Below are 26178 nucleotides of genomic sequence, written 5' to 3'. Positions count from 1 at the left end.
CTCAGGCCGCCACGCTCAGGACTAGTAGCCCGCATCCGCCCAGCGCCCCCGTCCACAGGGCCGCGCGTACGGCGATTGCAGGCGCGTAGGAAAGCAGCAACACCAGCAGCAGCGCGCCGAGCGTCAGCGTGCCGAGCCAGGAGACGGTGCCCATCGGCCAGCCTTCGTGCCGCACGCAAGCGGCCAGGGCGAGGGCCAGCGCGGCCCAGCCCAGCCCATGCAGCCGCAGCCGCTCCGATGCGCCAGGGGAACTGCCGCGGCCATGGCGATCGGCATAGTGGCGGTCAAGCGTCTGGCTGAGCGCCGCGAAGCCGCTATAGGTCAAGGCTAGCGCGGTGAAAAAGCCAAGGCTGGCGTTCATGCCACCCCCTTCGCGTCGCCGCCCTGCAGACCCGCGTCATCGGCTCGCGCCGCGCGCCGCGCGGGCGTGCGCGCCTTCGAGCGGCGGCCCAGCATATACGCTGCCGCGGCCAGCGCGATGCCCAGCGCCAGTACCGTCAGGTCGAAGCCCGCCACGGCCGCGGGCCCCTGGCCTTGCAGCAGCGTCACGCCCAGGTGGGTATCGGTGGTGGCGGCGTTGAGCACCGGTATGGCGGCGAGCATCAGCGCGCCGCCCCACAGTTGCGCACGCCACATTCCGCGCGTTGGCCGTAACTGTGCCAGCACGGCGGCCGCGGCCCAGGCGATGAAGAAGGCATGGATCTCAGCGTCGGGGCGCTGCGCCATCGACACCGGCAGCAGCCGGTTGGCCCAGAAATAGGCGGCGAATGCGATCGGCAGGCCGGCGATGGCACCAATGTTGAGTGCATCCACCAGCCGCAGGCCGAAGCTTGGGCGCGCGCCCGCGGCCAGCGCCCTGGCCTGGCCCTGGCGCGTCTTCACGCCCCATAGCAGCGCGCCCGTGGCGACCATGGCGCAACCCGCCAGGCCGCTCAGGAAGAACAGCGCGCGTAGCAGGGGGCCGGCGAAGTGCGCCTCGTGCAGGCCCACCATCACGCCGCGGGTCTGGCTGGCGGCCGCGGGCGTATCGCCTACGGTTGCGACAAGGGCGCCCGTGACGCCATCGAAGCGCATCGACGGTTCGTCGGAGGACAGTGATTTGCCCGCGCCGCGCGACACCCTGATGGCGGCATTTGTGTCGCCGGGCAGCGTGATGTCGATCCTGCCGGGCTGCGCGCCATCCCAGTGGCGCGCGGCTCGCTCGACCAGCGGCGCGACCGGTGCCAGCGGGGCCGCCTGTCCGCTCGGCTTTGCCTGGGGCGCGCGTCCGAAGGCATCGTTGAAGAAGGCCTGCTGGTTGCCCTGGTATGCCGTCTGGATGCCCCACGGCATGTACATGAACATCAGCGTCACCAGGCCGGTGTAGGTGATCATCAGGTGGAAGGGCAGGGCCAGCACGGCCGTGGCATTGTGCGCGTCGAGCCAGGAGCGCTGGCCCTTGCGCGGCCGGAAGGTGAAGAAGTCCTGGAAGATGCGCCGGTGCGTGATGACGCCGCTGAGGATGGCGACCAGCATGAACATGGCGCAGAAGCCGACGATCCAGCGCGCCCAGATCGCCTGCATGAAATACAGGTCGAAGTGCAGGCGATAAAGGAACTCGCCGCCGCGCGTGTCGCGCACCTGTTGCAGGAAGGCGCCGGTGGCGGGGTCCAGCGTGCGGCTCTCGAAGCGTCCGCGGCCGCCCGCGATGCCGGAGGCCGCGGCGCCGGGCGGACGCATCCAGCGCACCTGCACCACGGGGTTGCGCTCGTCCGGCAGGTCGATGAGCCAGCGCGGCGAATCGGCTGCGTTGTGCTGCAGGAATGCCACCGCGCGGCTCGCCGCTTCGGCGCTGGACACTGGCGTGGCCGCCGGGCGATGCAGCTCAGGCTTCATCCACAGCGTGATCTCGTCCTTGAAATAACTCGCTGTGCCGGCGCAGAACACCAGCAGCAGGACCCAGCACACCAGCAGCCCGGACCAGCTGTGCAGCCATGCCATCGACTGACGCAAACCGGCCTTCACGATGCGCTCCGCAAGGCAGCCAGCAGCGCGCCAAACACGATCGCGGGCACGGCCACGCCGGTCCATGCACGCAACGCGCTGCCGGCGGCGAACACCCATAGCACCGCGCACGCGTACAGCGAGAACGACAGCAGCGTGGCGGTCATCACCGCCTCGGCGGGCGGCAGCGGCAGCAGCACGGCCAGCAGGCCGGTGGCTACGGACGCCAGTACGTAACCGCCCCCGATGGCGGCCACCACGCGCGAGACAACGCTCAGGCGATAGCGGCCGGTCTGGCTCAGCCCCATGTCGGCCCCTTCCTTACTTGTTCGGCGCGGCGGCCGGTGCGGCGGGTAGCGCGGCCAGGCCATCCGTCTGCGTCAGCGACAGGGTGGTGACGTAGCTGGCGATGTCATACGGCTTGCCGTTGCGCTCGCCGGGCGTCTGGTCGACGTGGTGCACTTCCAGCACGTAGGTGCCCTGCCACGGCTGCGCCAGGCGCACGATCCCCCGGTCGTCGGTGCGCAACTCCCGTCCCCAGCCCGACTGTACCGCCACGCCCACCTTGGCCTTCGGCAGCGGCTGGCCGGCGTAGACCACCTGGTACTCGCCGGCGCGGCCGGTCGGCACGATGTCCAGCGCGAGCTTGGGGGCCAGCGCGGCGGTGCTGCCGGCGCCGAGCAAGCGGGCCGCCGGCGTCCAGGCGGTGCGGATTACCTTGTCGCCCTCCTTGCGTTCGCGCACGGGATAGCCGGCATCCTGCGCGACGATGGACTCGCCAGCGCCGGCACGCGCCGACAGGACGAAGCCGTTGGCGGCCTTGTCGGCCTTGAGCGCTTGCTCGCCCCTGGCGGTCACCAGGGTGGCGGTGGGCTGCACGAAGCGGTCAAGCAATCCCGGCGAAACCTCGCGCAGGTTCTCGTTGAACTCGCCGAAATACAGCTGGGCTGTCGCGGGCGTCTGTTCCAGCCAGACCTGATGGGCCTGGGCGGTGCCGGCAAGCGCGGCGCTGCAAAGGAGAGCGGAGGTAATGAGGCGATGCATTGGCTATGCGTCCTTTCAAGGTAAGGCGGTGCGTGGCGGCGCCGAGTTGCGCATGGTGCCCGGCGGGATGCCCGGAAAGCGCCTTGCGAAAGACGCATATGATAATCGTTCTCATTTGAATTGTGTGGATTTTGGAATAGGGCGACGGATTGCCCGGGTTGGATGCGATACCGGGCGGCGGCGCTCCGGAGGCCGGTTTGCAGCGTCTGGAAGGGGGCCGGAGTGGGGCTTTTGGCTTGTTGGAAGTATGCTGATCTGGAGGGTTGCGGGGCTGGAGTCCGCGCTCGGCTATCATGTGCGAGCTTCAGGATGACCGGTGTGCGGCCAGCATCGCATCCTCGACCATTTTCCCGCCCCCATTACCCGCATCTATTGTGTCTTCCGCCATGCCTTCTTCAGTTCCCGCCGACGTCAGAAAAGTCGCTGCCATTGTCTGGATTCGCGTCCAGATAGAGCGGCTCGGCATCTCCATGGACGAACTTGACGCGGCAGGTTGTTTCGACGGGGTGGTGGCTCCGGCCCCGGCCGCCGCGCCCGTCCCGGCCACGGTGGTGGCGGAGCCGGTGCTGCCGCCGGCGCTCTTGCCTGCCGGCCCCGTGACGGCACCGCCGGCGGTAGCGCCGAAGCCATCGCGCAGAGTGGCAGCCCACAAACGCGGGCCGGCCCGGGATCCCGCGCCAGTACAAACGCAGCCGGCAGCCGCGCCGGCGGCTATCGCCGCCGCAACGCCCGTGCCCGCGCCTGATTCAACGTCGGTGGCGATGGCGGTGGCAGATTCGGTGACGCCGCCTGTTTCCGCTTCGGCGCTGGCAACTGCCCCGGCAGCGGTGCAGTTGCCATTGCCGTTGCCGTTGCCGGCGCGGGTGACGATGTCCGTGCCCGCGTCGAAAGCGGGAACAATCGTGAAACGGGCGCCAGTTGCGGCTCCGGCTCCGGCATCTGCTCCGGCAACATCGGCACGCGCGATGCCGGCACCGGCGCCGGCCATTGCGGCTTCACAGACGCCTGCGGCCGCCCCCGCGCGCCGCTATCGCAACGCCGAGGGACAGGTCTGGGATGGCGAAGGCCCCATGCCGGCCTGGCTGCTGCGCGCGGTGAACGCGGGCCAGTCGGTGGAGCACTTCCGGGTGAGTTGACGGCAGCGGCTGGTTGCCGCCGCCGTTGTTCAGGCCTGCGGGTTGAGCAGGGTGCGGCAGCGGATAAACGCCGGTTCCGCGTCCAGCGCGGCAATCAGTTCCGGCGATGGGACCTTGTCCAGATCGGTCACCACATAGCCCATCTGCCCACTGGTTTGCAGATGCTGTGCCACGATGTTGACCCCGTCGCGCGCCAGCAGCGTGTTGAGCGCGGCAAGCGCGCCCGGCGCATTGCCGTGCACGTTGAGCAGCCGTGCCGGCGACGTCAGGGGGCCGGGGCTGACCTCGGGGAAATTCACCGCGCCGACGGTGTCGCCGGTCCGCAGGAAGGCGATCAGCTTGGTGGCGACTTCGGTGCCGATATTCTCCTGCGCCTCTTCGGTGCTGCCGCCGATATGCGGCGTCAGGATCGCGTTGGGCACGCCTTGCAGCGGGCTGGTGAAGCGGTCCGCGTTGGTCTTGGGCTCCTCGGGGAACACGTCGATCGCGAGGCCGGCGATGTGGTTCGCGTCGCACGCCGCGCGCAGCGCGTCGATGTCCACCACCGTGCCGCGCGAGGCATTGATCAGGATAGCGCCACGCCGGAACTGGCCGAGCACCTCCGCATCGATCATCTTCCTGGTCTGCGCGGTGGCCGGCACATGCAGCGTCACGATGTCGGCATGCGATACCGCATCCGCCAGCGAGCGCGCCGCGCGCGCCGAACCGAGCGACAGCCTGGCCTGCACATCGTAGTACACGACGCGCATGCCCATGGCTTCGGCCAGCACGCCAACCTGCGAGCCGATATTGCCGTAGCCGATGATGGCGATGGTCTTGCCGCGTGCCTCGAACGATCCGGTGGCGCCCTTTGCCCACTTGCCGGCATGCGCCAGGGTGTTCTTCTCCGGAACGCGGCGCAGCAGCAGGATTGCTTCGGCGATCACCAGTTCGGCCACCGAGCGCGTATTGGAGAACGGTGCGTTGAACACCGGCATGCCGGCGCGGGCCGCGGCGTCCAGGTCTACCTGCGAGGTGCCGATGCAGAAGCAGCCGATCGCGATGAGGTGCCTGGCAGCCTCGATTTCAGCGGCGCCCAGGTGCGTGGCCGAGCGGATGCCCAGGATCTGGTGGCCTTCGGGAGCGCGATGGAGTTCGTCGCCGGCGAGAGCGCCGGCGCGGCGTTCCACTGTGACTTGTGCTTCCTTGAAGCGCTCGACGGCGGTGTCATGGATATTTTCAAGCAGTAGTGCGGAGGTCATGGCGATTGGGTGATGACGGCGATGGCGCGGCGTGGGTGCAGCGAGGGTGCGATGAAGCGCAAGCCCGTGCCGCGGCGGCTCCGGGCTGAAAACCTGCGCAAGTGGCGGCGCGCAGGCATGCGCAATGCGAAACGTACGCCGACATGGTAACGCACGCAGCGCAAGCCAGCCGAACACCCACATTGCCGCCAATGCCAATCCGGCAGCAGGCGGCGTGGCCCACGCCCGGCTATTTCGTGTATGAGAAGTAAAAGGGGCTTGAGGCGGAGCGCATGACGAAGCGCCCGTTGGCCTCGGTCACGCCATAGCACGCCTGCATTGCGCTGAACTTCGGGTTGGCCAGGTCCAGGCAGACCTGGTTCGCTTGTACATCGACGCGATAACGGCCCGGCGACGAGCTTCGGCTGAGGGCATTGGTGACGTCGAGGCTGCCACTTTCCCGGACTTGCATCCGGAGCGTGGCGCCGGAGGGCGCGATGACGTCGACCCGGCCGAGGTGCGCAAAGTGGCTCGCCAGCTCGGCGCCGGTCAGTGGCCTGCCCTGCGGGCCGGCAACGGGGCGTGGCGGGGACGCCGCCGTGGTCGCGGGGACAGCCATCGCAACCATCTCGTTCCGGGAGGACTGCTGCGCCTGGGCGGAACGCGCCGGCACCTCGGCGATCCACTGCGCGGGAATGGCGAAGTTGAGATTTTGCGCGTCGGTCCGCATCAGGTAGGTGATGCCGACGAGTTGGCCTTGCGCATTGAACAGCCCGCCGCCGCTGGAGCCGGGCGAGATCGGCGCGGTGGTCTGGAGGCGGACGATGCGGTCTCGTTCATCCTTGTTCAGGGAGGAGAGCAGGCCATCGCTGAGCGTCAGTTCATAGCCGCGCGGCGCGCCGATGGCATAGACCTTCTGCCCGACCTTGAGCGCGGACAACGGCGCGATCTTCACGGCCGGGGCGGTCAGGCCCTTGGCACGCAGGATACAGAGATCCCGCTCGGCATCGGCATGCAGCAGGCTGGCAGCATGCGTGATCTTCTCGCGCCGTATGCTGACGGACCTGCCACCCTTGAGCACATGGCAGTTGGTGACCAGTTCCTCGGGCCCGATCACGACCGAGCTGCCCATGCCGAAGCGCACGCCTTGCGCGTCGTAGACGGAAACCACCCAGATGCTTGGCGATTCCCGTTCATAAAGTTCGGCTGAATCCAGCGCCAGGCAATCCAGGGAGATGCCAAGCGCGCCAAAAGCCAAACACGAAATAGCGAGGTTTCCCGCAATCCTTGCCGCCCGACCCATGATGTTTAATTCTGGTAGCTGGTTTCGCCGGATTCGGCCGCTGCGCGGGCTCTCCGGTTGTTCCCGTCCACTGCGGCCGGGCCGCTCATCATAAACGCTCCGGATGCCAGGCGGCCGCCGCGCTAAAGGTTTCAGGCTGGAGGCCGACAACACAAGATGCAGGAAGGTCTGCCTTCCTGCTGGTTTCAATGCCATTTTCAGCTTCAACCAAACCTTAACCACAATCAGGAAGACCCATTCATGGACACTTCAATCATTAGCTCTGCGAGCAGCGCGGGTACCGATCCGGTGGCCTTGCTGATGCTGCGCAAGTCGCTCGACATGCAAGGGCAGAGCGCGGCAGCCCTGCTGCAATCGGTGCCGCAAGTCGGCGTCCCCGCCAGCAATCCTCCTCATCTTGGCCAGAATATCGACATCAAGGTGTGATATGAGGTGGCCGCGCCAGGTCGGCACTGATCAGGCGCGGTCCGTCGCGCCGATCGCTCCGTTCCCGGCGCGATCGGCGGCGTGGCCCCGTCCGGCGGAGGGTTCGCCGTTGCCGCTTTCGGCTTCCGGCGCCAGCGCGAACACCAGGCGTACGGTCGTGCCATCCGGCGCTGAGCGCAGATCCAGCATTGCCCCGATGGTCTCGGCACGCCGGCGCATATTACCCAGTCCCTTCCCAGGCGTGGCCGCCTCCGGCGCGAAGCCGCGCCCATTGTCGTGGATCTCGATGACCAGCGCGTTTTGGCGGGCATCCTTGTGCGCGCAAACGCGTACGACGCTGCCGCCGGAATGCCGCATGGCATTGGAGAAGACCTCCAGCAGCAGGTAGTGGAGTTCCCGTACCCGCTGCGGCGTCAGGCCGTCCAGCGTTGGCAGGCGCTCCACCTGCCAGTCCACCCGCAGTCCCGCTGCTTCCAGGCGCGGACCAAGCCGGTAGCGCAGGTTGCCGAGTACGGTCGCGAGATCGCCGCCGGTGTCCTGCAGCGCGTCGACGGACAGTTTCAGTGCGTCGAGCGCATGTTGCAGCTGTTGTTCCAGCATTTGCGCGCTGGCGCGGCCCGAGCGCAGCATCGACAGGATGCCAACCAGCTGGCTGCCGAGCCCGTCATGGATGTCGCGCATGATCCTGCCGCGTTCTTCCAGGGCGGCCTGCTCCCGCTCCATCTCGCGTGAATGGCGGTACAGGTCATACAGTTCCTGTTCCTTGCGGGAGACCGCACTGTCCAGTCTGCGGTTCAGCGCGGCCAGCCCGCGCGTGGCGCGCGTATAGCGGTCGACCAGCAGCCAACCCATCGTCAGGCTGAATATCAGCGACACGTAGCGGGTGACCGAGGAATCCCAGTAGTAGTCGCCGATCCACCAGACATGAAGCAGGTCCAGCATCGAGACAAGCAGGGTCAGGCCAAGGGCGGCGGCAATCGCCACGCGTTCGCGCTCCGGGCGCGTCACGGCGGCGCGGAGCAGCATGGCAACGATCGACAGCGCCATCACGACATTGACGATGACGTTGGCCAGCACCATGGCGCGGGTGCTGTGCGCCGCCACCATCAGCGCGATCAGCGGGATCTTGATGGTCAGGTAGAGTTGCAGCATCCGCCGCAGCCAGCCCGTCTCCAGGCCTGTCACCAGGATGGCGAACCTGGCGGTCGCGTACATGAAGACTGCGCGCCCGGCCAGCACCGCGGCGAGCCAGGCGTCGCGCGCGCCGGCATCGTCGGCAATGAAATACTCCACCAGCCCGAATGACCACCCGAGCTCGGAAATGGCATATAGGCCGAACAGGGGGTCGCGCTGCCGCCACCACACCAGCGCCGACAGGCAAGTCAGCAGCACGCTGACCGCGGCGATGAGCACGGGTCCCATGACCTTGAACCAGAGCGCTCGCTCGTAGTGCGCCTCCAATAGCGCTGGCGGGCCGAATTCCACCCGCGACAGGCCCCCGCGCGAACTGGCGCTGGCGGCGATGGTGACAAGCAGTTCGTTCTCCGGGCACAGCAGGTCTGCCGGCACCGGGATCAGCAACGGATGCTGCCCGGCATAGGGAACCGGGGCCGACAGGCTGCCCGCATGGGCGAGCAGGCTGCCGTTGAGCCGTACCTCGTAGCTGTTGGCGGCACGTTCCAGATAGAGCGCTGCCATGCCCTGCCGGCCGGGCAGGTCGGGGAAGCGCAGGCTGAAACGGGCGCCGCCGCTCTCGCCGGGACGGGAGCGGTCCCAGTAATAGGGCAGGGGGACTGTGGCCGGTGTACCGTCTCCGGCGCCAATGGTGGCCCGGTCGATGATTTGTAGCTGGGAACTGGGGAGTGGCGCGGCGCGGATGGGCCACGGCAGGGCTGGCAATATCAGCAGCAACGCTATCCATGCTGCGCGCCACAGCGAGAACCGCATCTTGCCGGGCAGGCGCGCGGGACAATCCGTGCCGGCGCTCGCCTCGTCGATGTGGCTGCGATCCGGTTCCGCCCGATGCGGGGCATCCTTGGCCGGCATGAGGGTTGCCACTTTTCGAGGGCTCAGTGGTTAAAGTGACTGTTCAAGGGATATTCCTAGCCCTTGATCTTCTTCACATCATTGGCGCGCAGCAGAAGGTCAAGCGTCGCTTCGAGCCGGATGACGCGCTCTGTCAGGCCCTCGATCCTTGTCTGCTGTTCCTTCACCGTGCCGGCCAGCGAGACAACCTTTTCGTTCATCTTGATGACGGTCGTGAGCGCGTCCCACACTTTGTCTGTCACACCCATTACGCCTTCCCTTTCGACATCGCGGCGATACGCTTGTTGGACTCAGCGACGAATGACAATGCATCGTCCAGCGCTTCATTCGCCTCCTTGGTGGAAATGTTGACGCGCTCAAGCAGGGCGTTGATGTCTTCCTCATCGTTCGCGGGAGTAAAGCCTTGCGCGGCTTGCCGCATCAGCTCACTCACGTTGAGGCCAAGCCGCTTGGCGGTATTTGCGATTGCGCGCTTCTGGCTCGCCGTAACCTGTACGACAATCCGTTCAGTTGCAGTGGCCATTCCGGACTCCAATGTACATGCACATGGTATGTACATGGTAGGAGTCGGGTATATACGTGTCAAGTTCGTTTTGTGATTAAAAAGGCGCTTATGGAAATGGCCCATCGCGCGCAGCCACGCGCGGGGCGGGCCCGGTTTCACCCCGCCACGGGCTCCGCTTTCTGGCGTTCCGCCGCCGGCGTGGCCGCGGCTGGCAAAGCCGCCGCTCCGTTAACCAGCCCGGCCCCGCGCCGGAAGCGTCCCGTGTGGGGCGCCTCGGCATGGCCGCCCATCACCTCCAGGCGCAGCAGCACGATGGGAACCGGTGCCAACGCGCGTTCCAGCGCAACCAGGAGTTGCGCGGCCCGCTGCTGCGGCATGCGTACCTCGAAGCTCAGCATGGACTTGCACGGTGGCAGGCCGAGCGGAAATTGCCGCTCGTTGAGCGGGTACTGGCCGCAGTCGCTGACGGCACAGCGCATCGCCTGGCGCGCATCGGGCACATCGTCCAGCCGCGCGATCACGCTCAGGCGATACAGGCGCCACCGCTGGAATGGGGCATGGTTGGCTGCTTTCATGTTTTTCTCCTGTTACGCATGGCATTGGGCAATGCCGGTGCCATGCGTGGCGTTCGTGCTGCCGGTGTCATCAAAGGGCCGGCCTCAGGCCGGTGGAGAGTTGCAGTTCCACGGTGGCCGCCGCCAGGTCCGCCTGGGCCTGGAGGTAGTCGAGGTAGGTTTCGTCCGCGGTGCGCTGCGCATCGAGCAGCTCCAGCAGCGACGCCGAGCCGTGGCGATAGGACTGGCGCATGCCTTCGAGCACCCGGTCGGCATCGGAAATCACCGACTCGCGATAGCGTTGCAGGTTTTCCCGCGCTGCCTGGAACGTGGTGAAGGCGTTGCGCACGTCGACCTCGGTTTTCAGTTCCGCCTCGCGCAAGCCCAGCATGGCCTGTGTGACCTCCGACTCGGCCTGGATCAGCTCGCCGCGCTGCAGCCGCGACAAGGGCAGGGGAATCGACACCGATACGCCGACCATGCGCGAGCGTGGCGTGCCGTCGCCGGTGGGCTCGCCTTCCTCGTTCATGCCGGCGCGCACGCCGGGGGTCAGGGTCAGGCTGAAGCCAATGCTGGGATCCACCCAGCGATTGGCGCGCGCCACCCCCGCGTTGTCGCGGGCATGATCCAGCGTGGCGCGGGCGATGCGGACCTCGTCACGCGCTTCCATCGCCCGGGCAATCAGCGCCCCGGTGTCGGTGCCGGGGTCGTACGCCTGGAATTCACATGCCAGCGGCGCGTTGCCGAAGGCCTCGGCAACGCGCACGCCGAGTTGGACCGACAGCTTCTGCAAGGCGGCCTGCGCCGCGGCGCGGGCGGATTTCACTTCGACGCCGAAGCGGTCGCGTTCCACGCGCGACTGCGATAGCTCCAGTCCGCCGATGTCGCCGGCCTTGCGGCGGATCTCATTGGCGCGCACCACATTGGCCAGCGCGGCCAGCGTCGATTCCTGCCGGACCAGGGCTTCGCGGCTGCGGCAGGCCTCGACGAAGGCCGTGGCGGAATCCGCGTAGAGCGCGTGCTTGAAGCCCTGCAGGTTGGCCTCGGTCAGGCGCAGGTTGCTCCTGGCGGCACGGATGCGCGCGCTGCGCTTGCCGCCCAGTTCGATCGGGATCTCAACTTCGAATTCATGGGTGCGCGGCGGCTTGGCCGACACCGCACTGCTTGTCTCGATGTCGCCACGGCCGTACTTGAGCACCGGATCCGGGCGCACGCCGGCGATCGAGATCCCGGCCTCGGCGCTGCGGATGGTTTCCTGCTGCGCCGACAGGCCGATGTTCTGGCGCTCCACCGCGTCGAGATAGGTGGCGAAGCGTACCGGCGCACTGGCCGCCGCCGCAGCGGTGGCGGTGGTGTCCTGCGCCCAGGATGCGGATGCCGCCAGCACCAGTGTGGCGAGCAGGGTGTTGCGCAGGGCGGGGGCAGCTTGCAGGTTCTTGTGGATCTTGTTCTTGATTTGCATTGGGTTCTCCTCAGGCCTGGCCCGCGGCGCTGGCCGCCGGTGCGTTGCCTTCGGCATCGGTTTCCAAATCCCCGGCACGTTGGGCCGCGCGCTCGGCGCGTGCTTCCACCAGGTAGTAAAGGGCAGGCAGCAACAGCAGGGTCAGCAAGGTGGCCGTAAAGAGACCACCCACGACCACGGTGGCCAGCGGGCGCTGCACGTCGCTGCCGAGCCCGACCGCCAGCATCGCGGGCGTCAGCCCGATGGCGGCGACGGTGGCGGTCATCAGCACCGGCCGCATGCGGCTCGCCGCGCCTTCGATCACCGCTTGCCGCAGACCCATGCCGTCCTGCGCGCGCAGCCGGTTGATCTGCGCGATCATCAGCACGCCGTTGAGCACCGCCACGCCAAAGAGGGCGATAAACCCGACCGCGCTGGACACATTCAGCGTCATGCCGCGCAGATGCAGCGCCGCGAGTCCGCCGATGGTGGCCAGCGGCACCGCCAGCAGTACCAGCGCCGGCTGGCGCAGGTTGCGGAACTCGGCGAACAGCAGCACGAACATCAGCGCCAGCGTCATTGGCAGGATGATGGCCAGCCGCGCCTGCGCACGTTCCAGGTTCTCGAACTGGCCGCCCCATTCGATCTGGTTGCGCTTGTGGTCATAGGACACGGCGCGTTCGATGGCGGGCTGCGCCTCCTTCAGGAAGCTGGACAGGTCGCGGTCGCGCACATTCAGGCGCACGATGATGTGGCGGCGCGCCATTTCGCGCACGATCACGCTTTCGCCGGAGACGGTGGTGATGCGCGCGACTTCCGCCAGCGGCACCTTGGCGCCGTTGGCCGCCGTCAGCATCAGGCCGCCGATGTTATCCGCGCTGGAGCGCACCACCGCCGGGAAACGCACCGTCATGTCGTAGCTCTTTTCGCCCACATAGAGCTGGCCGACCGGCGAGCCGCCAATGCCGGTGGAGATCAGCTCGGCCACGTCGGCCGCGTTGATGCCGTGGCGCGCGGCGGCGGCGCGGTCCAGGTCGATCTTCAGGTTGGGCAGCGGCGGTTCCACGTCGATCGCCACGTCGGCCGCGCCGGGCACGCCGCGCAGCGAGGTGGCGACTTCACCGGCAATGCGGCGCACGTCGCGAAGGTCGTCGCCGAACACCTTGACCACCAGGTCGCTATGGGCGCCGGAGAGCTTGTCCTGCACACCATCGATCATCGGCTGCATGAAGCCGACCGTGTAGCCCGGCATCTGCGCGTAGCGCGCCGCCAGCTTGTCGATCAGTTGCTGCTTGGTCATGCCGGAGGCCCAGGTCTTGTACGGATGCAGGCCGACGCTGGCTTCGATATGCGAGGGCGTCCAGTAGTCGGTGCCGTCGTCGTTGCGGCCCGTCTGCGTCACCATGTAGGACACTTCCGGGAACTCTCGCGTGACCCGGCGCAGTTCGCTGGCCATCGCGGAGGCGCGCTCCAGGGTGATGCCAGGCGGCATCTGCACCTGCAGCCACAGGGAGCCTTCGTCCAGGTAGGGCAGGAAATCGCGGCCGATGCTGGCGCCAAGCGCCAGCACGCAGGCCAGGGCCACGGCGCAGCTCGCGGCCACCCAGCGCACCCGGCCGATGCCGCGTTCCAGCGCGGCGCGGTAGCGCATCGCCAGCCATTCCAGCACGGGATTGTGGAAGATGCGGCGCGGCTTGCGCATGGCGATCCACGCCAGCCCGGGCACCAGCGCAAGGGCCACGATCAACGCGCCGATCAGCGCCGCGCCAACCGCGAAGGCCATGGGCGAGAACAGCTTGTACTCGATGCGCTCGAAGGAGAACAAGGGCAGGTAGGCCGCCACGATCACCAGCATGCCGAAGAACATGGGCCGCGCCACCTGCAAGGTGGCATCGATGGCGTCGCGCGGCGTCAGCACGCGGTCTTTTTCCTGTTCGCGCCGGCGCAGGATGTTCTCCACCAGCACCACGGCCCCGTCCACCAGGATGCCGAAGTCGATCGCGCCCAGGCTCAGCAGGTTGGCCGGAATGCGCAGGTGATACATGAAGACAAAGGCGATCAGCAGCGACAGCGGGATCGTCAGCGCCACGATCAGCGCGGCGCGGGGGCTGCCGAGGAACAGCAGCAGCACCACGCCGACCAGCAGCATGCCTTCCGTGAGCGTGAAGCCCACGGTGCGCATGGTGGCGTCGATCAGCGAGGTGCGGTCGAGATAGGCTACGACCTTCACGTCCTTGGGCAGCAGGTTGTCGTTGAGGTCGCGCACGGCTTCGTGCACGCCTTCAAGCGCTTGCGAGGCGTTGAAATCCTTGAGCAGCAGGGTGATGCCGGAGATCGTGTCGGGGTTGTCGTCCTTGCCCAGGATGCCGCGCCGCTCCACATTGCCATAGCGCAGCGTGCCGAGGTCCTTGACCAGCACGGGCGTGCCGCCCTTGCTCGTGACCACCACGTTGCCCATGTCGTCGAGCGAGCGCAGCAGGCCCACGCCGCGCACCACGTAGGATTGCTCGCCGCGGTCGATGACGCTGCCGCCGGCGTTGACGTTGTTGGCGTTGAGCGCATCGGTCACCTGCGCCAGCGTCAGGTTGTACTGGGTCAGCCGCGCGGGGTCGAGTTCCAGCATGAACTGCGTGGTGAGCCCGCCGAAGTTGGTCACGTCGACCACGCCGCGGACTTTCTTCAGGCGCGGTATCACGGTCCAGGCCTGCAGCTCCGACAGTTCGCGCAGGTCGCGCGTGTCGGACTCCAGCGTGTAGCGGTAGAACTCGCCCGTTGGCGAGGTGTAGGGGTCTAGCCCGGGTTTGGCGTCATAAGGCAGGTCCACCTCGTTCAGGCGTTCCTGCAAACGCTGGCGCGCCCAGTAGCCGTCCGTGCCGTCCTCGAACACCACGGTGATCAGCGACAGCGCAAACAGGCTGCGGGTGCGCAGCACATGCATGCCGGGCGTGGCCAGCAGCGCGCGCTCCAGCGGGATGGTGATCTGTTGCTCGATTTCCTCCGCGCCCAGGCCTGGCACCTGGGTAACGATCTGCGACGTGACGTCGGCGATGTCCGGATAGGCCTCGACGGGCAGTTGTTTCCAGCTATAGGCGCCATACAGCGCCACCAGCGCGAAGACCAGCCAGACGATGGCACGCCGGTCGAAACATAGGGTAACGAGGCGGTCAATCATGGAGGAGGACTCCGTTCTTCACGACGATGCGCTCGCCCGCCTTGAGCCCGGCGAGGATCTCGACTTGCCCGTCGGCATGCGCGCCCGTGGTGACCACGCGCGGCTCGAAGCGGAAGGGCGCCTTTTCCACCAGCACGCGGGTGTAGAGCCCGCTTTGCAGCAGTGCCGCCGGCGGCACCAGCAGCGCCGGATGCTTTTCGCCCGCGAAGATCACCTTGGCGAACAGGCCGGGGCGATAGCGTCCGTCCTTGTTGTCGACCGCCACGCGGACCTTGACGGTGCGGGTGTCGGGGTCGAGGATCTCGCCGATGTAGCGGACCTGGCCGGTCACGGGCTTGCCGGGGTAGGCATTGAGCAGGATTTCGGCGGGCTGGCCGACGAAAATCGAAGCGATATCTTTCTCGGACACGCTGGCCGCGAGATAGACGGTGGACAGGTCGGCCACGGTCATGACCGGTGCGCCGGTGTCGTTCCAGAAGCCGCCCTGCGCGCCCTCGAGTTCGATGACGCGGCCCGCCAGCGGCGCCGTCATGGTGTATTGGCGATGCGACGGCGCGGTGCCGGCGGCGCCAAGTTGCGCGAGATGGGCCGCCGTGGTCTCGGCGTCGCTGCTTGCCTGCGAGTAGGCAAGCTGGGCTTGCTCGTAGTCCTTGCGCGCCACGATCTCCGCCTCGAACAGCGTGCGCTGGCGATCCAGGTTCAGCTTCGCTTCGAGCAAGGCGGCGCGCGCCTTGCCGGCCTCACCCTGGGCCGCGCTCAGTTCGGCGGAATCCAGCGTAAAGAGAGGATCGCCCTTGCGCACGACATCGCCCAGCGCGGCGTGCAGCCGGACGATGCGCCCGGCCAGCGGCGGTACGATCTTGACCAGCTTGGCGGCGTCGGCCTCGATCGAGCCGGGCACCTCGATGGGACGCTCCAGCACCTGCTCGACAATGGTCTGCACCTGCAGCTGGGTGCGCAGCGGCGATGCCTCGGGCACCGTGATGAAGTTGCCCTCGCGCACCGGTTCGGTACTCTGCCTGGGCGTGTTGGCATGCGCGCCGAACAGGCTGTTGGCATCGCAGCCGGCCAGTACGATGCAGGCCGCGCAGGCGGCGGCGAGCGCAAGGCCTGGCGGCCGGCGCAGGAGCAAGCGTTGGCGAGTGGTGGGCGTTTGCATTGGTTTTCTCCTCGGGTGGGCGCCGCCGCCAGGGCAAGCGCGCCGCTTGTTGCCGGTGCTTCGTCGCCGGGATCGCATCAAGGCGGGATCCGCGGACGACAGGAATCGACAGGCGTGACGCATCCCCGGCGCTACGGGAGGGCAAGTCCGCGCAGGTAGCCGGTGATGGGCGAAATCGCCCGTGTTGCTTACGGGTGGGTGGCAGCGCGGAAGGAAGGGGTGGATCCCGCGCGCGGGCAGTCAGGATGCCGCGTCACGCAAAGGGAGCCTGGCGGATCCGGGTGGTGGGTTTCGCGGTTCCGGCAGGGAGCAGGAAGCGGAATCAGGCCAACGGGATCGCGCCATGCCTTCGGCGCCGCCTGCTAGAAGGGTCGGGGTCCATGTTCTTCCTCCGGCAATCGGTTTGGATCGGTGGATCGGGGGCTCAGGCCGCGGCGAGCGCGCGCTCGGGCTGCGGAACGGTTTCCCAGCGCACCGCGCGGACCAGCGGTTCCAGGCCCAGTCGTTGCACCAGGCTGACCATGCCGGGCCTGCCGCCGGGCTGGCAGTGCACCAGCACGCGCATCTCGATCAGTTCGCGCCGCTCGCATTGCCGCATGCGCAGGCGTTGCAGCGAGAGCTCGCGCGACGCCAGTTCACGGCGAATCTGCTGCTCCAGGCCCGCGCCATAGTCGTCCTTGCAAAGCAGTACCACCTGGAACAGCTGGGCGGTTGCGCCGCGGCTTGCCTGGGGGGTACGGCGGTTGGTGGTCTGGGGGAGCATCCAGTTGAACAAACGCATATCCAGCTCCTTTCTATCTCCTTGGGGTTATTCGAGCGCGCCGGCCGGAATGGCCCAGCGCACGAGGGAAACACTCTTCTCCATGCTGATGCGGCTGACGATCTGCTCCAGCTTGCCTTCATTGCCGGGCGCGGCCAGCACATCGGCGCGGACTTCGATGTGCCCGCCAGCGGCGGTGTCCTCGCTGTGCAGGGACTGCAACAGCAAGGCCGGCATTTCCGTCAGCGCATGCAACAGCAAGCCGCGCACACGGATTTCTTCCTGCGCGGTGCAGACCGTGGTGATGCGGTAGACCATCTCCACTTCGGGGGTGATGGACGTGCCGCCGCGGTTGATGCGCTGGCCCAGCATGCGCAGGCCGAAATTGGCGCAAAGGATGCAGGCGGTGCCGATCGCGGCCTCCGCGGCGTGGCCAAGGCCGGCGAGCACGCCCACGGCGGCGGAGCACCACAGCGTGGCGGCGGTATTCAGGCCGCGCACGTTCAGGCCGTCGCGCATGATCACGCCGGCACCGAGAAAGCCGATGCCGGAAACGACCTGCGCGGCAATGCGCGCATGGCCTTGCGGATCGAAGGTAAAGGCGGAAACCGATACGAACAAGGCCGCGCCGGCGGCTACCAGCGCGTTGGTGCGCAGCCCCGCCATGCGCTGGCGCAACTGCCGTTCGGTACCGATACACGCGCCCAGCGCGAGCGCTTCAAGCAAGCGCAGGGCGAATTCGTGCCACACCATAAGAACTCCCGTAACAATCAGGAAGATCCGGTGAGTCTTGTCAATGACACGGGCAAACGCGGGCAGCGGCAAGCTGCAACGCATGCGGGGTCAGAAGAGTGAAGCCGTATTCAAGAAGAGAGGCGGGACAGGACGTCCGGCCTCGATAGCACCATGCCGCAAGCGGGGCACGGTCGCTGAGGGTACCGTGCTCCGGTCAGGCGGAGGTGCCGATCCTGGATCGACTACTGTCGTCGGAACAAGTGCTCACTGGGCAAGCCCTGGAATTAATAACCCGCGTACTGTAGCGGCGCGAATTGAATGGGTCAAGCGAAAGTCGACGATTACACGCGATTGACGGAGGTTGATGGGTGAAAGAACGTTACTTGTCCAAATATCAATCGGACATGTACGAAAATGCACTGGAAAATTGAAAAAAATGGCGATGCTGGTGCTTGCGTAGCCGTGGCAGGCTCCAACTCCAACTCCGGCGCGGCCGACGCGGGACTATTTTTCTCCGCGACCGGTGGGCCGGAAGTGTCCACGGCAGAGTCGAGCATCGTGAGCAGGTCGGCGATGGTATCCGCTGGGGCGGCCAAGGGTACCTACTCAAGGGGAACGCTACGTCCGCGCACAAACCGCTCAATCTGCGACGCGGTTTTGTCGGGCGCAGCATCGCTTCGAAACCGGGCGCATGACAACGCCATGAACTTTGGAAATCGCTCTCGTATCCGTCGCTCCTCGCGTGCTCTGTCACCAGGTAGATACGGTCTCGAAAGTTGCCGTTGCACGATGATCTCGACACACGGCTCTAGCTCGAATGCTGGCAGCAGCAAGGAGGTCAGTGCATCAGCTTCGATGGAGCAACGAAGATCCTGATACTCATGGCCAACGTTCTCGGGGTACGTCAGAAAACCCGAGGAATTGGTTGCTGTCATGACGCGACTTTCAAAAATAAGGTGGCAAAAAAGCCGCCTACCGCAACGACCGACAGTGCAGAGGCAAAGATCTGCAGGCCGTAGATGAGCGCAGCACTGGCCTGTGTTCGATCGTCATCCCACGCCTTATTCAACAATCCACTGAGCGTGCAGGCCAGGAAAAAGCTGTACGCGGCCGCAGAGAAGGGCGCCAGGGTATAGACCGCAGCGGCCGCAAACAGTCTTTCCAACGCCACCGTGAGCGCAATGATCGATACGCCCCCAACGCAGGTCGAGAGGTGGGCAATGCGCCAAAGCTCAGTTCTTTTGGCATCTCCGCTGCGCTTCGTTAGCCCGTGGGGGATGCCCAGCATCGTCCCCGCGCAAAACAACAGGACGCCCAGGAGCAGGTAGAGGCCGCCTGCGGGGGTGAAGACCGTGGTATTCACCATCTAGCCGCCGGAAACTTGCGCGGCGCGTAGAACACCGCGACAGCGAGCCGCGCCGCCAGGCTGGATGAAATAGCATCAAGCAGTCTAAATAAGAGGCGAAATAGTCTGAGTTGCATTCAAAATGCTCCGATTAAATGTAGTGCATGACCTGTGAGTGAAAACTTTGATTCGCCCTCTGATGCTTTCTGTCGCCCAGGCAAGCGAACAAGCCACATGCAAGGAGAGGGAGGTCACTGTCCACAAGGACGTGCCCGAATTCCGGACATTGGTCTAGTGCTCTATCGATCTAGAGGAATTCAGGCCAGACAACCCCAAGCCGAGCCCTTTGAGAAAGACTTCCTTGCGCGCCAAGAAATCCAAGATTTCTCTCGCTAGTCCTTATTAGAACAAGGACGAATGCCGGGCGAAATTACTCTACCTTCTCGGTAAAATCCATCTAATTAATCCTACTTTTCGTCACAATAATTTTAATTCTGAAATAAAATTCCTTTATATCAAGGGCCGCTACCGTTCGCACTTGGCCAAAATGGCCCCGCCATGTACTTGTAAATATGCACGTCGTGGCCGCGCTCGTGTGCGATGGTCTCCGTGAGCAAGCGAGCGCGGGAAAAGTCAAGATTCGTTCGGATGGCTCTGCGGCGCTGGACTACCCGTTGACCCCATTTATCTTGGACGGCGGTCGTCGGGCCATGCTGGCCATGTTAGAACCTCAATTCGCGGCGGGTGCTCTTTCGGTGTTCCCGCTTCAGGAGCAGGCTCACTTGTATTCCAGGCGGGCGGATGCGCGCCAAGCCATTGACCGACTTCCCATGCAGGTACGCCTAACCAAGGTCATCATTGCTCACGTAGTGGGAGGCTGCGGTTTTGGCGGTGGCGCGACCAGATGGTATTCATTGGCATGGGCAGGCTTCTTGCCATTTATCGAGGCTCCAGATATAGGCCAGTACGGAGCAAGCTGCCACGGGCAATCCGGCATGTTCTATCTCCGTGTTTTCAAACGCGTTCAGACCATTCTGAATGCGGCTCTGGCGTTGATCGGGTAACCTCGCGGCAAGATGAACCACCTTCAGTGAAGTGCAAAATGGGTTTTGAACAATTAGCCGAATTGCGCAATCGCCTGCGGGCGCAAGCCGAACAAGCCAAGCCAGCCAAGCCGAAGGCCGCCACCACCCGCAGGAAGGCGCGCGAGTCGGTCGAACCGGTAGTGGAGGCGATCCGGCGTTTGCAGAAATATTTTCCGCTTGTCTTTCCTGTCAACCCTGCGCCCAAGGTGCCCCTCAAACTAGGCATCCTCGGGGACGCAGCCCAACATCTGGAGCGTTTGGGTATCACGCACGAGCAGTTGACGCAGGCCATTGCCACCTGGTGCCGGGGAAGCCGCTATTGGGCGTGCCTGGTCGAGGATGCACCGCGCCTGGACCTGAACGGAGAGTTTGCGGGCAAGGTGACGGCGGAGCAAGCTGTACGCGCGCGACGGCAGGCGTCACGAAGGCCGCAGGGACAGGCGCGAAGTGCGCGGTCGAAGCCTGGCCGCCATTTCAAGGGAAAACCAGAAGCAGCGGGGGAGACGCCGTGATCCGGCGACGCCCATCAGGCCCCTTGGGCTGCATAGCCTGGCCGGACTGGTGCGGGATATTGCGCCAGCACCAACCCGCGTCATGCAAGAAGCCGCTTTGTCTTGCCATGGCATGGAGCGACATGGTCGTGGCATTGACTCCGAAGATTAGAGGAATGCATGCGTAGATTCATCGTGTTGCTGATATCTGTCCTGATAGTCGAACAGGCTGCTTGGGGGGCGGCGTCCGGAATGCCTGCCGTCGCTGGCCCGACCGCTGGTGTGCCGCAGGCGGTCGAGCCGCAACCGGACCGGCTGCCGGCGTACGAGCCGCGCTTCGGCCGCGCCAAGCCCCTCGTAGCCGTGGTGGCGGAGAACTACTACACGGAACTGTCTGACTACGTGGTGCCCTATGGCATTCTGTCCGCATCGAACGCAGCCGACGTGCATGCGCTCGCAACCCAGCCGGGCTCAGTCCGCATGTTCCCCGCGAGCCTAACAATCACGCCGCAGGCGACGACCGACGACTTCGACCGTCGCTTCCCGGAAGGCGCCGACTATGTGATCGTGCCGGCGGTCCATCGCGACGAGGATCCGAAGCTGCTGGCGTGGGTGGCCGCGCAGGCGCGCAAGGGTGCCACGGTGGTGGGCGTCTGCGACGGCGTCTGGGTGCTGGCGCGCGCGGGGTTGCTCGAGGGGCGCAATGCCACGGGCCACTGGTACTCGTTCGACGACCTGCGTAAGGCGTATCCCGGGACCAAATGGGTGCGCGGCAAGCGCTATGTCGCGGATCGCAAGGTGGTGACCACGACCGGTGTCACGGCCACGATCCCGGTCTCGTTTGCGCTGGTCGAGGCGATCGGGGGGCGCGAGCGGGCGGTGGCGCTGGCGAGGTCGCTCGGCATTGAGCGCTGGTCGTCCGGGCACCCGAGCGAACGATTCCACCTGGGGCTGCCGGCCATGCTGACGATTGCCCGCAACTATGTTTCGTTCTGGTCGCACGAGGACATCGGCATTCCAGTTGCGCCCGGCGTGGACGAGATCGCGCTGGTGCTTGAAGCGGACGCCTTCGCGACCACGTTCCGGTCGACCATCTATACGGTGTCGAAGAACCGGGAGCCCATCGTCACCAAACGCGGAGTCACGATCGTGCCGGACCGCGTGGCGAACGTCGATGCGCCGCGCCGCATGCTGGCGGCACCCCGGACCGAACGCCCGCTGCGCGCGCTCGACGAGGCGCTCGGTCGCATCGCCGCCAGCTTTGGCCAACGGACCGCGGACTGGATAAGCCTGCAGATGGAGTACCCCGGTCAATGAGGTGTGAGCACGCCGTGACCGTGTGGTCGAGGCGGCGTTGTCGCGCGTTGATCGTGTGGTCGTTTGCCGTGGGAGTACTCGGCCGGCATATCCGCGCCCGCGCCTCAATCCGTCAGCCGTGCCCGTGCCCGCGCCGCCAGCACCTGGCTCAAGCCCAGCCCGCCCAGCGCCGCCACGGCCGAGAACAGGAACACCGAGCCATAACCCGCATGGCTGGCAATCACCCCCGCCACCGGGCCGGTCAGCCCAAGTGAAAGATCGAGAAAGAGCGCATAGGCGCCGAGCGCCGAGCCGCGGTTGCTCGGGGGCACCAGCTTGACCGCCTCCATGCCCAGCGAAGGGAACACCAGGGCAAAGCCAAAACCGGTGACCGCCGCGCCCGCCAGCGCCTGGGCTGGCCCCTGCGCCAGCCAGATCAGCGCCAGCCCGGCGGCTTCCACCGCAAAGGAGCACAGCGCCACCGGATAGCCGCCAAAGCGCCCGATGCTGTCGGCCAGCAGCAGGCGCGCCAGGATGAAGCTCACACCCAGGCTGGTCAACGCCAGCGCGGCGTGGTCCCAGCCGTGACTGGCGTAGTACAGCGTGACAAAGGCCGTGATGGCGCCGAAGCCCACCGAGCCCAGTGCCAGGCACAGGCCGAAGGGCGTCATATGGCGGAACACGGTGCGAAACGGCATGCGCGCGCCTTTCACCGTAGGCACGGCTGCCTTGCGGCGTGCCAGCGCGAACGCGCCGGCGGCCATGATGGTGGTGACGATGCCCAGCGAGGCAAGGCCCCAGCGGGCGTCGAGCAGCACGCCAACCGGTGCGCCCAGCGCCAGCGCGCCGTAGGTTGTCATGCCGTTCCACGAGATCACCTTGCCGGTGTGGCGGGATCCCACGTCGCCGATGCCCCAGGCGATGGTGCCGGTGGTGACGAGGCTCTCGCCCGCGCCGAGCACCAGCCGGCCGGCGAACAGCCAGGCCAGGCTGAGCCAGCCGGTTTGCACGAACAGGGCGGACAACACCGCCAGCAGGCCGCTGCCGGCGCATAGCATGAGCCCGAGGGTGACGGATTTCTTGGGGCCTTGCAGGTCGCACAGGGTTCCCGCGTAAGCCCGGCTGAGCAGCGTCGCCAGGTACTGGATGCTGACCGCCAGCCCGGCCACGACCGTGCCATAGCCGAGGTCGCCATGCACGAAGCCGGGCACCACCGCCAGCGGCAGGCCGACGGCGAGATAGGCAATGAAGTTAAAGAAGACGATGGCGACGATGCGCCGGCTGATGCTGCCTTGCCGATGCTCCCCGGAATCCGGGGCGGCGAGCGTCGTGCTGTTCGAGGACATGGTGGGGCGGGGCGGAATATCTTGGCGGTCAAAGCGGCAGCCTCAGGCAACGGACCATGGCGCGTCGCGGGCGCGCAGCGGTAATTGTCGTCCTGGGGCGAATACAAGGCGGGAAGCCGGGGAACCCGGCATGACGCGGGCGCTACTCGAGGCGCCGGACCGGAACCGTGGCGCGTGGGCGATGGACTGGCAGCATGGGCAGGGACATGGCGAGGGAGGCGGTTGGCCGGCGTGTGTCCCCAGAAGCTGCCGGTGAAATCAAGGCTGCGCGGTCGTATGCGATAGTCGCCGGCGCTGGCCGTGCGATTTTAAGCGGCTGTTTAGTTCGTGTAAATCGGTCACGGAATTTACTGTTGCATGAGCGCCAGCGGCTGGGCTGGCGTTCTCTTTCAGGTGCTTCCTGCGGCATGTTGCTCATTGCCCGGAAGTGTCAGCCATGTCGTCGCACACCCGTCAGCTTGTCCCCGGCCTGTCTCATTCCGCACTTTAGCGGTGTGCGGCGCCAAATCGCATGCCTGTCGCCGCTTTGCCGCTAAATTTCCCCAAAGATTGGCCGTTAGCCGGAGCAGTGGCCCGTCATTGCAGCGCCGCCGCCTGGGGGCAAGTGCCCCGGGCGCCTCGCAGGGCAGGCGGGCCCGGCGAAACGATCAACACCGCGCGGCGAGCACGCGCCTTGCGGGGACAAAGGAAGCGTATGAGCAGCTCGATGAGAGACATCGACGAACGGACCAACCTGACCAACAACAACCAGTTCGAGTTGCTGTTGTTCCGCCTGGGCGAGTCGGACCAGTCCGCGAACAGCGAACTGTTCGGCATCAACGTCTTCAAGGTCCGGGAAATCCTGGTGATGCCCCAGGTCACCACCGTGGTGGGAGGCGGCCCGGCCATGCTGGGCATGGCGGATATCCGTGGCCAGGTGATCCCGGTGATCGACCTGCCCAAGATGGTCGGGTGCACGCCGCGTAGCGGCCTCAACATCCTGCTGGTGACGGAGTACGCGCGTTCCACCCAGGGCTTCGCCGTGGAAGCGGTGGAAGAGATCGTGCGCCTGGAGTGGAACCAGGTGGTCTCGGCCGAGACCAGCGTCAAGGGCGACATGGTGACCAGCATCGCCAAGCTCGATACCGATACCGAGAACCCGCGCCTGGTGCAGGTGCTCGACGTCGAGCAGATCCTGCGCGACGTGCTGCCGACGCGCCAGCCGGAAGTCGATCCCAAGACCGTCGGACCGCAGGTCACGCTGCGCCCCGGCACCAAGATCCTGGCCGCCGACGACTCCGCCTTTGCCCGCAGCCTGATCGAGCAAGGCCTCAAGGCCATGGGCGTGCCGGTGCTGATGACCAAGACCGGCCAGGAAGCCTGGCAGCAACTGGGCGAGATCGCCGAGCACGCCGCCGCCAACGGCCGGACCGTGCAGGACGAGATCGCGCTGGTGCTGACCGACCTGGAAATGCCCGAGATGGACGGCTTCACGCTGACCCGCAAGATCAAGGCTGATGCGCGGTTCAAGTCGATCCCGGTGGTGATTCATTCCTCGCTGTCGGGGACCGCCAGCGAAGACCATGTGCGCAAGGTCGGGGCCGACGCCTATGTGTCGAAGTTCCTGGCCAAGGACCTCGCGGATACGATCCGGGGCGTGCTGGCGCGTTGAGATGGACCGGAGGACGGCCGCCGGCAGTCCTCCACCACAGGCCATTGCGGAAATCGCCCGGCGTGTATGGCCGGTGAGACGCTGTACGCAGACGTCCGCCGGTCCCTGTTGTATTCATCACTGAAGTCGGGCCCCACCGTGCCGGTTGGGGCGCCGCTTGCCGTAGTCATCTCCCCCCTGCATTCACCCCATCGCTATCGTCGGCACATCCAGGCGCCGGACGAAGCGTGGCATTGGCTTGCGTCCGCCGCCGGGCCGATCTGCTCCCCGGCAGCCGCCGGCGTACACCTATGACGGTGCTATCCACCCGTGACTTGCTCGGGCGCTCGCATGCGGTGCGGAGCCGGCCGCGTGCCTCAACTTGAGGCGAGATTGCACCAAATGTTGCGTTGTCTTTTCCCGTTGGAGAGCTTGTTGCGTCACATCCGGCTTTGAAAATACGAATGTTTCATGGTTAACAAGTATGGAACAGATGTTGCTCGGTGACTAGCATTCAAGCGCGATGGCCCATCGCGTGTTTGCTAAACAAGGAGCGATAGATGAAAGCCGTTAAAGTCACCTGCCTGGGAGTGGCGCTGGTTGGATCCATTCTTGGCGCGGGCGCCGCCCAGGCTATTGACGCAGCCGCCAGTCCGACCCTGGGGAGGATCAAAGCGTCGGGGACCATCGCGATCGGACACCGGACCTCGTCGATCCCGTTTTCCTACTACGACAGCAACCAGAAGGTGATTGGGTATTCGCAGGACCTCTGCGAAAAGGTCATTGCGGAGGTCGGCAAGCAGACGGCGGTAGCAAACCTGCAGGTGCGCATGATCCCGGTGACCTCGCAAAACCGGATCTCGCTGGTGCAGAACGGGACGGTCGACCTGGAGTGCGGCGTCACCACGAACCTGAAGTCGCGGCAACAGCAGGTAGCCTTCTCTACCACCTTTTTTGTTGCGGGCACGCGCCTGCTGGTCAAGAAGGGGAGTCCGGTCCAGGACTTCCATGATCTTTCCGGAAAGGCGGTGGTGACGAACGCGGGCACCACCTCCGAACGGATCCTGCGCAAACTCAATGACGAGAAGAAGGCGAACATCACGATTCAGAGCGCCAAGGACTATGGCGAATCGTTCCTGATCCTGCAGTCTGGCCGGGTGGCCGCCTTCATGATGGATGACGTCCTGCTTTCCGGCGTGCGGACCATGTCGCCGAACCCCACCGAATGGACGGTGGTCGGCATGCCGCAGTCCTTCGAAGCCTACGGCTTCATGATGCGCAAGGACGATCCCGAGTTCAAGAAACTGGTCGATGGCGTGATCGTTGGCCTGATGAAGAGCGGCGAGATCAAGGCCATCTACGCCAAGTGGTTCAACAAGCCCGTCCCGCCAAAGAACATCAACTTCGAATTCCCGATGAGCGCAGAGGTCAGGAAGGCTTACGAGCAGCCGGGCGATGAGGCATTCGAGTAAGTCCTCTGCCGTTCAGGTTGCCCGCGCCT

Annotated in this window: 25 protein-coding genes; 7 read left to right on the top strand and 18 right to left on the bottom strand. The window is 65.8% G+C overall.

Annotated features, from left to right (window positions below; all coding sequences use genetic code 11):
* Position 1: 1 nt before the first annotated feature.
* The 5 genes from AC1DS6_RS19650 to AC1DS6_RS19630 form a co-directional block, all read right to left on the bottom strand.
* On the bottom strand, positions 2-361 hold the full coding sequence (locus tag AC1DS6_RS19650) for a DUF3325 domain-containing protein (protein WP_477102952.1): 360 nt from the start codon (positions 359-361) through the stop codon (positions 2-4).
* Positions 358-2004: a PepSY-associated TM helix domain-containing protein gene (locus AC1DS6_RS19645; protein ID WP_441626680.1), complete on the bottom strand. Its 1647-nt coding sequence runs from the start codon at positions 2002-2004 to the stop codon at positions 358-360. The genes AC1DS6_RS19650 and AC1DS6_RS19645 overlap by 4 nt, the downstream gene beginning before the upstream one ends.
* Positions 2001-2291, bottom strand: a complete 291-nt coding sequence (locus AC1DS6_RS19640; RefSeq protein WP_276289088.1) for a DUF3649 domain-containing protein — start codon at positions 2289-2291, stop codon at positions 2001-2003. The genes AC1DS6_RS19645 and AC1DS6_RS19640 overlap by 4 nt, the downstream gene beginning before the upstream one ends.
* A gap of 13 nt (positions 2292-2304) precedes the next feature.
* Positions 2305-3027, bottom strand: coding sequence for a DUF4198 domain-containing protein (locus tag AC1DS6_RS19635; RefSeq protein WP_477102951.1), 723 nt, complete (start codon positions 3025-3027; stop codon positions 2305-2307).
* Between the two features lie 304 nt (positions 3028-3331).
* Positions 3332-4015: a hypothetical protein gene (locus tag AC1DS6_RS19630; RefSeq protein WP_441626780.1), complete on the bottom strand. Its 684-nt coding sequence runs from the start codon at positions 4013-4015 to the stop codon at positions 3332-3334.
* Here AC1DS6_RS19630 and AC1DS6_RS19625 point away from each other — a divergent pair.
* Positions 3897-4163 (top strand): H-NS family nucleoid-associated regulatory protein, encoded by a 267-nt coding sequence (locus AC1DS6_RS19625; protein ID WP_441626778.1) that lies wholly within the window; start codon positions 3897-3899, stop codon positions 4161-4163. The genes AC1DS6_RS19630 and AC1DS6_RS19625 overlap by 119 nt on opposite strands.
* Positions 4164-4192: 29 nt before the next feature.
* On the opposite strand, the gene serA is transcribed toward AC1DS6_RS19625, so the two are convergent.
* Both serA and AC1DS6_RS19615 read right to left on the bottom strand, forming a co-directional pair.
* Positions 4193-5404 carry a phosphoglycerate dehydrogenase gene (serA, locus tag AC1DS6_RS19620; RefSeq protein WP_441626676.1) on the bottom strand — a complete coding sequence of 404 codons (1212 nt, stop codon included), beginning with the start codon at positions 5402-5404 and terminating at the stop codon, positions 4193-4195.
* A gap of 229 nt (positions 5405-5633) precedes the next feature.
* Positions 5634-6893: a S1C family serine protease gene (locus tag AC1DS6_RS19615; protein ID WP_441626674.1), complete on the bottom strand. Its 1260-nt coding sequence runs from the start codon at positions 6891-6893 to the stop codon at positions 5634-5636.
* A 33-nt stretch (positions 6894-6926) separates the two neighbouring features.
* On the opposite strand from AC1DS6_RS19615, the gene AC1DS6_RS19610 reads away from it, so the two are divergent.
* Positions 6927-7112 carry a YjfB family protein gene (locus tag AC1DS6_RS19610; RefSeq protein WP_441626672.1) on the top strand — a complete coding sequence of 62 codons (186 nt, stop codon included), beginning with the start codon at positions 6927-6929 and terminating at the stop codon, positions 7110-7112.
* 30 nt (positions 7113-7142) lie between these two features.
* Here the strand turns inward: AC1DS6_RS19610 and AC1DS6_RS19605 are convergent, their stop codons facing one another.
* The 10 genes from AC1DS6_RS19605 to AC1DS6_RS19560 form a co-directional block, all read right to left on the bottom strand.
* Complete coding sequence (locus AC1DS6_RS19605; protein ID WP_477102950.1) at positions 7143-9158, bottom strand: sensor histidine kinase; 2016 nt, start codon at positions 9156-9158, stop codon at positions 7143-7145.
* A 56-nt stretch (positions 9159-9214) separates the two neighbouring features.
* The gene (locus AC1DS6_RS19600; protein ID WP_477102949.1) at positions 9215-9406 is read right to left on the bottom strand and encodes a hypothetical protein; all 192 of its coding nucleotides are present in this window, start codon (positions 9404-9406) and stop codon (positions 9215-9217) included.
* On the bottom strand, positions 9406-9681 hold the full coding sequence (locus AC1DS6_RS19595; protein ID WP_045237533.1) for a plasmid mobilization protein: 276 nt from the start codon (positions 9679-9681) through the stop codon (positions 9406-9408). Before AC1DS6_RS19595 ends, AC1DS6_RS19600 begins: the two co-directional genes overlap by 1 nt.
* A 137-nt stretch (positions 9682-9818) precedes the next feature.
* Positions 9819-10238: a hypothetical protein gene (locus tag AC1DS6_RS19590; protein ID WP_441626665.1), complete on the bottom strand. Its 420-nt coding sequence runs from the start codon at positions 10236-10238 to the stop codon at positions 9819-9821.
* A 70-nt stretch (positions 10239-10308) separates the two neighbouring features.
* Positions 10309-11679: a TolC family protein gene (locus AC1DS6_RS19585; RefSeq protein ID WP_477102948.1), complete on the bottom strand. Its 1371-nt coding sequence runs from the start codon at positions 11677-11679 to the stop codon at positions 10309-10311.
* 10 nt (positions 11680-11689) lie between these two features.
* Entirely contained in the window at positions 11690-14830 is a 3141-nt protein-coding gene (locus AC1DS6_RS19580; protein WP_477102947.1) for an efflux RND transporter permease subunit, read from the bottom strand.
* Positions 14823-15989, bottom strand: coding sequence for an efflux RND transporter periplasmic adaptor subunit (locus tag AC1DS6_RS19575; protein WP_477102946.1), 1167 nt, complete (start codon positions 15987-15989; stop codon positions 14823-14825). Before AC1DS6_RS19575 ends, AC1DS6_RS19580 begins: the two co-directional genes overlap by 8 nt.
* 424 nt (positions 15990-16413) lie before the next feature.
* A complete protein-coding gene (locus AC1DS6_RS19570; protein ID WP_441626655.1) occupies positions 16414-16770 on the bottom strand; it encodes a hypothetical protein in 357 nt (118 codons plus the stop codon).
* A gap of 27 nt (positions 16771-16797) precedes the next feature.
* A complete protein-coding gene (locus AC1DS6_RS19565; RefSeq protein ID WP_441626776.1) occupies positions 16798-17499 on the bottom strand; it encodes an MgtC/SapB family protein in 702 nt (233 codons plus the stop codon).
* A gap of 916 nt (positions 17500-18415) precedes the next feature.
* Positions 18416-18850, bottom strand: a complete 435-nt coding sequence (locus AC1DS6_RS19560) for a hypothetical protein (protein ID WP_441626653.1) — start codon at positions 18848-18850, stop codon at positions 18416-18418.
* Between the two features lie 551 nt (positions 18851-19401).
* On the opposite strand from AC1DS6_RS19560, the gene AC1DS6_RS19555 reads away from it, so the two are divergent.
* The 3 genes from AC1DS6_RS19555 to AC1DS6_RS19545 all read left to right on the top strand — a co-directional run bounded on the left by AC1DS6_RS19555 (position 19402) and on the right by AC1DS6_RS19545 (position 21722).
* Positions 19402-19893 carry a hypothetical protein gene (locus tag AC1DS6_RS19555; RefSeq protein WP_441626651.1) on the top strand — a complete coding sequence of 164 codons (492 nt, stop codon included), beginning with the start codon at positions 19402-19404 and terminating at the stop codon, positions 19891-19893.
* 38 nt (positions 19894-19931) lie between these two features.
* On the top strand, positions 19932-20426 hold the full coding sequence (locus AC1DS6_RS19550) for a ProQ/FINO family protein (RefSeq protein ID WP_477102945.1): 495 nt from the start codon (positions 19932-19934) through the stop codon (positions 20424-20426).
* Between the two features lie 231 nt (positions 20427-20657).
* Entirely contained in the window at positions 20658-21722 is a 1065-nt protein-coding gene (locus AC1DS6_RS19545; RefSeq protein WP_477102944.1) for a DJ-1/PfpI family protein, read from the top strand.
* A 104-nt stretch (positions 21723-21826) separates the two neighbouring features.
* Here AC1DS6_RS19545 and AC1DS6_RS19540 read toward each other — a convergent pair whose 3' ends face one another.
* Complete coding sequence (locus AC1DS6_RS19540; RefSeq protein WP_477102943.1) at positions 21827-23047, bottom strand: MFS transporter; 1221 nt, start codon at positions 23045-23047, stop codon at positions 21827-21829.
* 694 nt (positions 23048-23741) lie between these two features.
* On the opposite strand from AC1DS6_RS19540, the gene AC1DS6_RS19535 reads away from it, so the two are divergent.
* Positions 23742-24698, top strand: a complete 957-nt coding sequence (locus AC1DS6_RS19535; RefSeq protein WP_477102942.1) for a chemotaxis protein — start codon at positions 23742-23744, stop codon at positions 24696-24698.
* A 539-nt stretch (positions 24699-25237) separates the two neighbouring features.
* A complete protein-coding gene (locus tag AC1DS6_RS19530; protein ID WP_441626643.1) occupies positions 25238-26149 on the top strand; it encodes a glutamate/aspartate ABC transporter substrate-binding protein in 912 nt (303 codons plus the stop codon).
* Positions 26150-26178 lie beyond the last annotated feature (29 nt).

This window comes from Cupriavidus sp. 05L310 (genome assembly GCF_056398185.1).
Note: the sequence above shows the minus strand (reverse complement) of the source record. Positions and strands in the feature narration are given on the sequence as shown.

What these genes read in the sequence shown, in the direction of transcription:
- AC1DS6_RS19650 (WP_477102952.1), bottom strand. Translation starts at nt 361, where the DNA reads ATGAACGCCAGCCTTGGCTTTTTCACCGCGCTAGCCTTGACCTATAGC.
- AC1DS6_RS19640 (WP_276289088.1), bottom strand. Translation starts at nt 2,291, where the DNA reads ATGGGGCTGAGCCAGACCGGCCGCTATCGCCTGAGCGTTGTCTCGCGC.
- AC1DS6_RS19635 (WP_477102951.1), bottom strand. Translation starts at nt 3,027, where the DNA reads ATGCATCGCCTCATTACCTCCGCTCTCCTTTGCAGCGCCGCGCTTGCC.
- AC1DS6_RS19625 (WP_441626778.1), top strand. Translation starts at nt 3,897, where the DNA reads ATGTCCGTGCCCGCGTCGAAAGCGGGAACAATCGTGAAACGGGCGCCA.
- AC1DS6_RS19630 (WP_441626780.1), bottom strand. Translation starts at nt 4,015, where the DNA reads ATGGCCGGCGCCGGTGCCGGCATCGCGCGTGCCGATGTTGCCGGAGCA.
- serA (WP_441626676.1), bottom strand. Translation starts at nt 5,404, where the DNA reads ATGACCTCCGCACTACTGCTTGAAAATATCCATGACACCGCCGTCGAG.
- AC1DS6_RS19610 (WP_441626672.1), top strand. Translation starts at nt 6,927, where the DNA reads ATGGACACTTCAATCATTAGCTCTGCGAGCAGCGCGGGTACCGATCCG.
- AC1DS6_RS19605 (WP_477102950.1), bottom strand. Translation starts at nt 9,158, where the DNA reads ATGCCGGCCAAGGATGCCCCGCATCGGGCGGAACCGGATCGCAGCCAC.
- AC1DS6_RS19600 (WP_477102949.1), bottom strand. Translation starts at nt 9,406, where the DNA reads ATGGGTGTGACAGACAAAGTGTGGGACGCGCTCACGACCGTCATCAAG.
- AC1DS6_RS19595 (WP_045237533.1), bottom strand. Translation starts at nt 9,681, where the DNA reads ATGGCCACTGCAACTGAACGGATTGTCGTACAGGTTACGGCGAGCCAG.
- AC1DS6_RS19590 (WP_441626665.1), bottom strand. Translation starts at nt 10,238, where the DNA reads ATGAAAGCAGCCAACCATGCCCCATTCCAGCGGTGGCGCCTGTATCGC.
- AC1DS6_RS19585 (WP_477102948.1), bottom strand. Translation starts at nt 11,679, where the DNA reads ATGCAAATCAAGAACAAGATCCACAAGAACCTGCAAGCTGCCCCCGCC.
- AC1DS6_RS19580 (WP_477102947.1), bottom strand. Translation starts at nt 14,830, where the DNA reads ATGATTGACCGCCTCGTTACCCTATGTTTCGACCGGCGTGCCATCGTC.
- AC1DS6_RS19575 (WP_477102946.1), bottom strand. Translation starts at nt 15,989, where the DNA reads ATGCAAACGCCCACCACTCGCCAACGCTTGCTCCTGCGCCGGCCGCCA.
- AC1DS6_RS19570 (WP_441626655.1), bottom strand. Translation starts at nt 16,770, where the DNA reads ATGCGTTTGTTCAACTGGATGCTCCCCCAGACCACCAACCGCCGTACC.
- AC1DS6_RS19560 (WP_441626653.1), bottom strand. Translation starts at nt 18,850, where the DNA reads ATGGTGAATACCACGGTCTTCACCCCCGCAGGCGGCCTCTACCTGCTC.
- AC1DS6_RS19555 (WP_441626651.1), top strand. Translation starts at nt 19,402, where the DNA reads ATGCACGTCGTGGCCGCGCTCGTGTGCGATGGTCTCCGTGAGCAAGCG.
- AC1DS6_RS19550 (WP_477102945.1), top strand. Translation starts at nt 19,932, where the DNA reads ATGGGTTTTGAACAATTAGCCGAATTGCGCAATCGCCTGCGGGCGCAA.
- AC1DS6_RS19545 (WP_477102944.1), top strand. Translation starts at nt 20,658, where the DNA reads ATGCCTGCCGTCGCTGGCCCGACCGCTGGTGTGCCGCAGGCGGTCGAG.
- AC1DS6_RS19540 (WP_477102943.1), bottom strand. Translation starts at nt 23,047, where the DNA reads ATGTCCTCGAACAGCACGACGCTCGCCGCCCCGGATTCCGGGGAGCAT.
- AC1DS6_RS19535 (WP_477102942.1), top strand. Translation starts at nt 23,742, where the DNA reads ATGAGCAGCTCGATGAGAGACATCGACGAACGGACCAACCTGACCAAC.
- AC1DS6_RS19530 (WP_441626643.1), top strand. Translation starts at nt 25,238, where the DNA reads ATGAAAGCCGTTAAAGTCACCTGCCTGGGAGTGGCGCTGGTTGGATCC.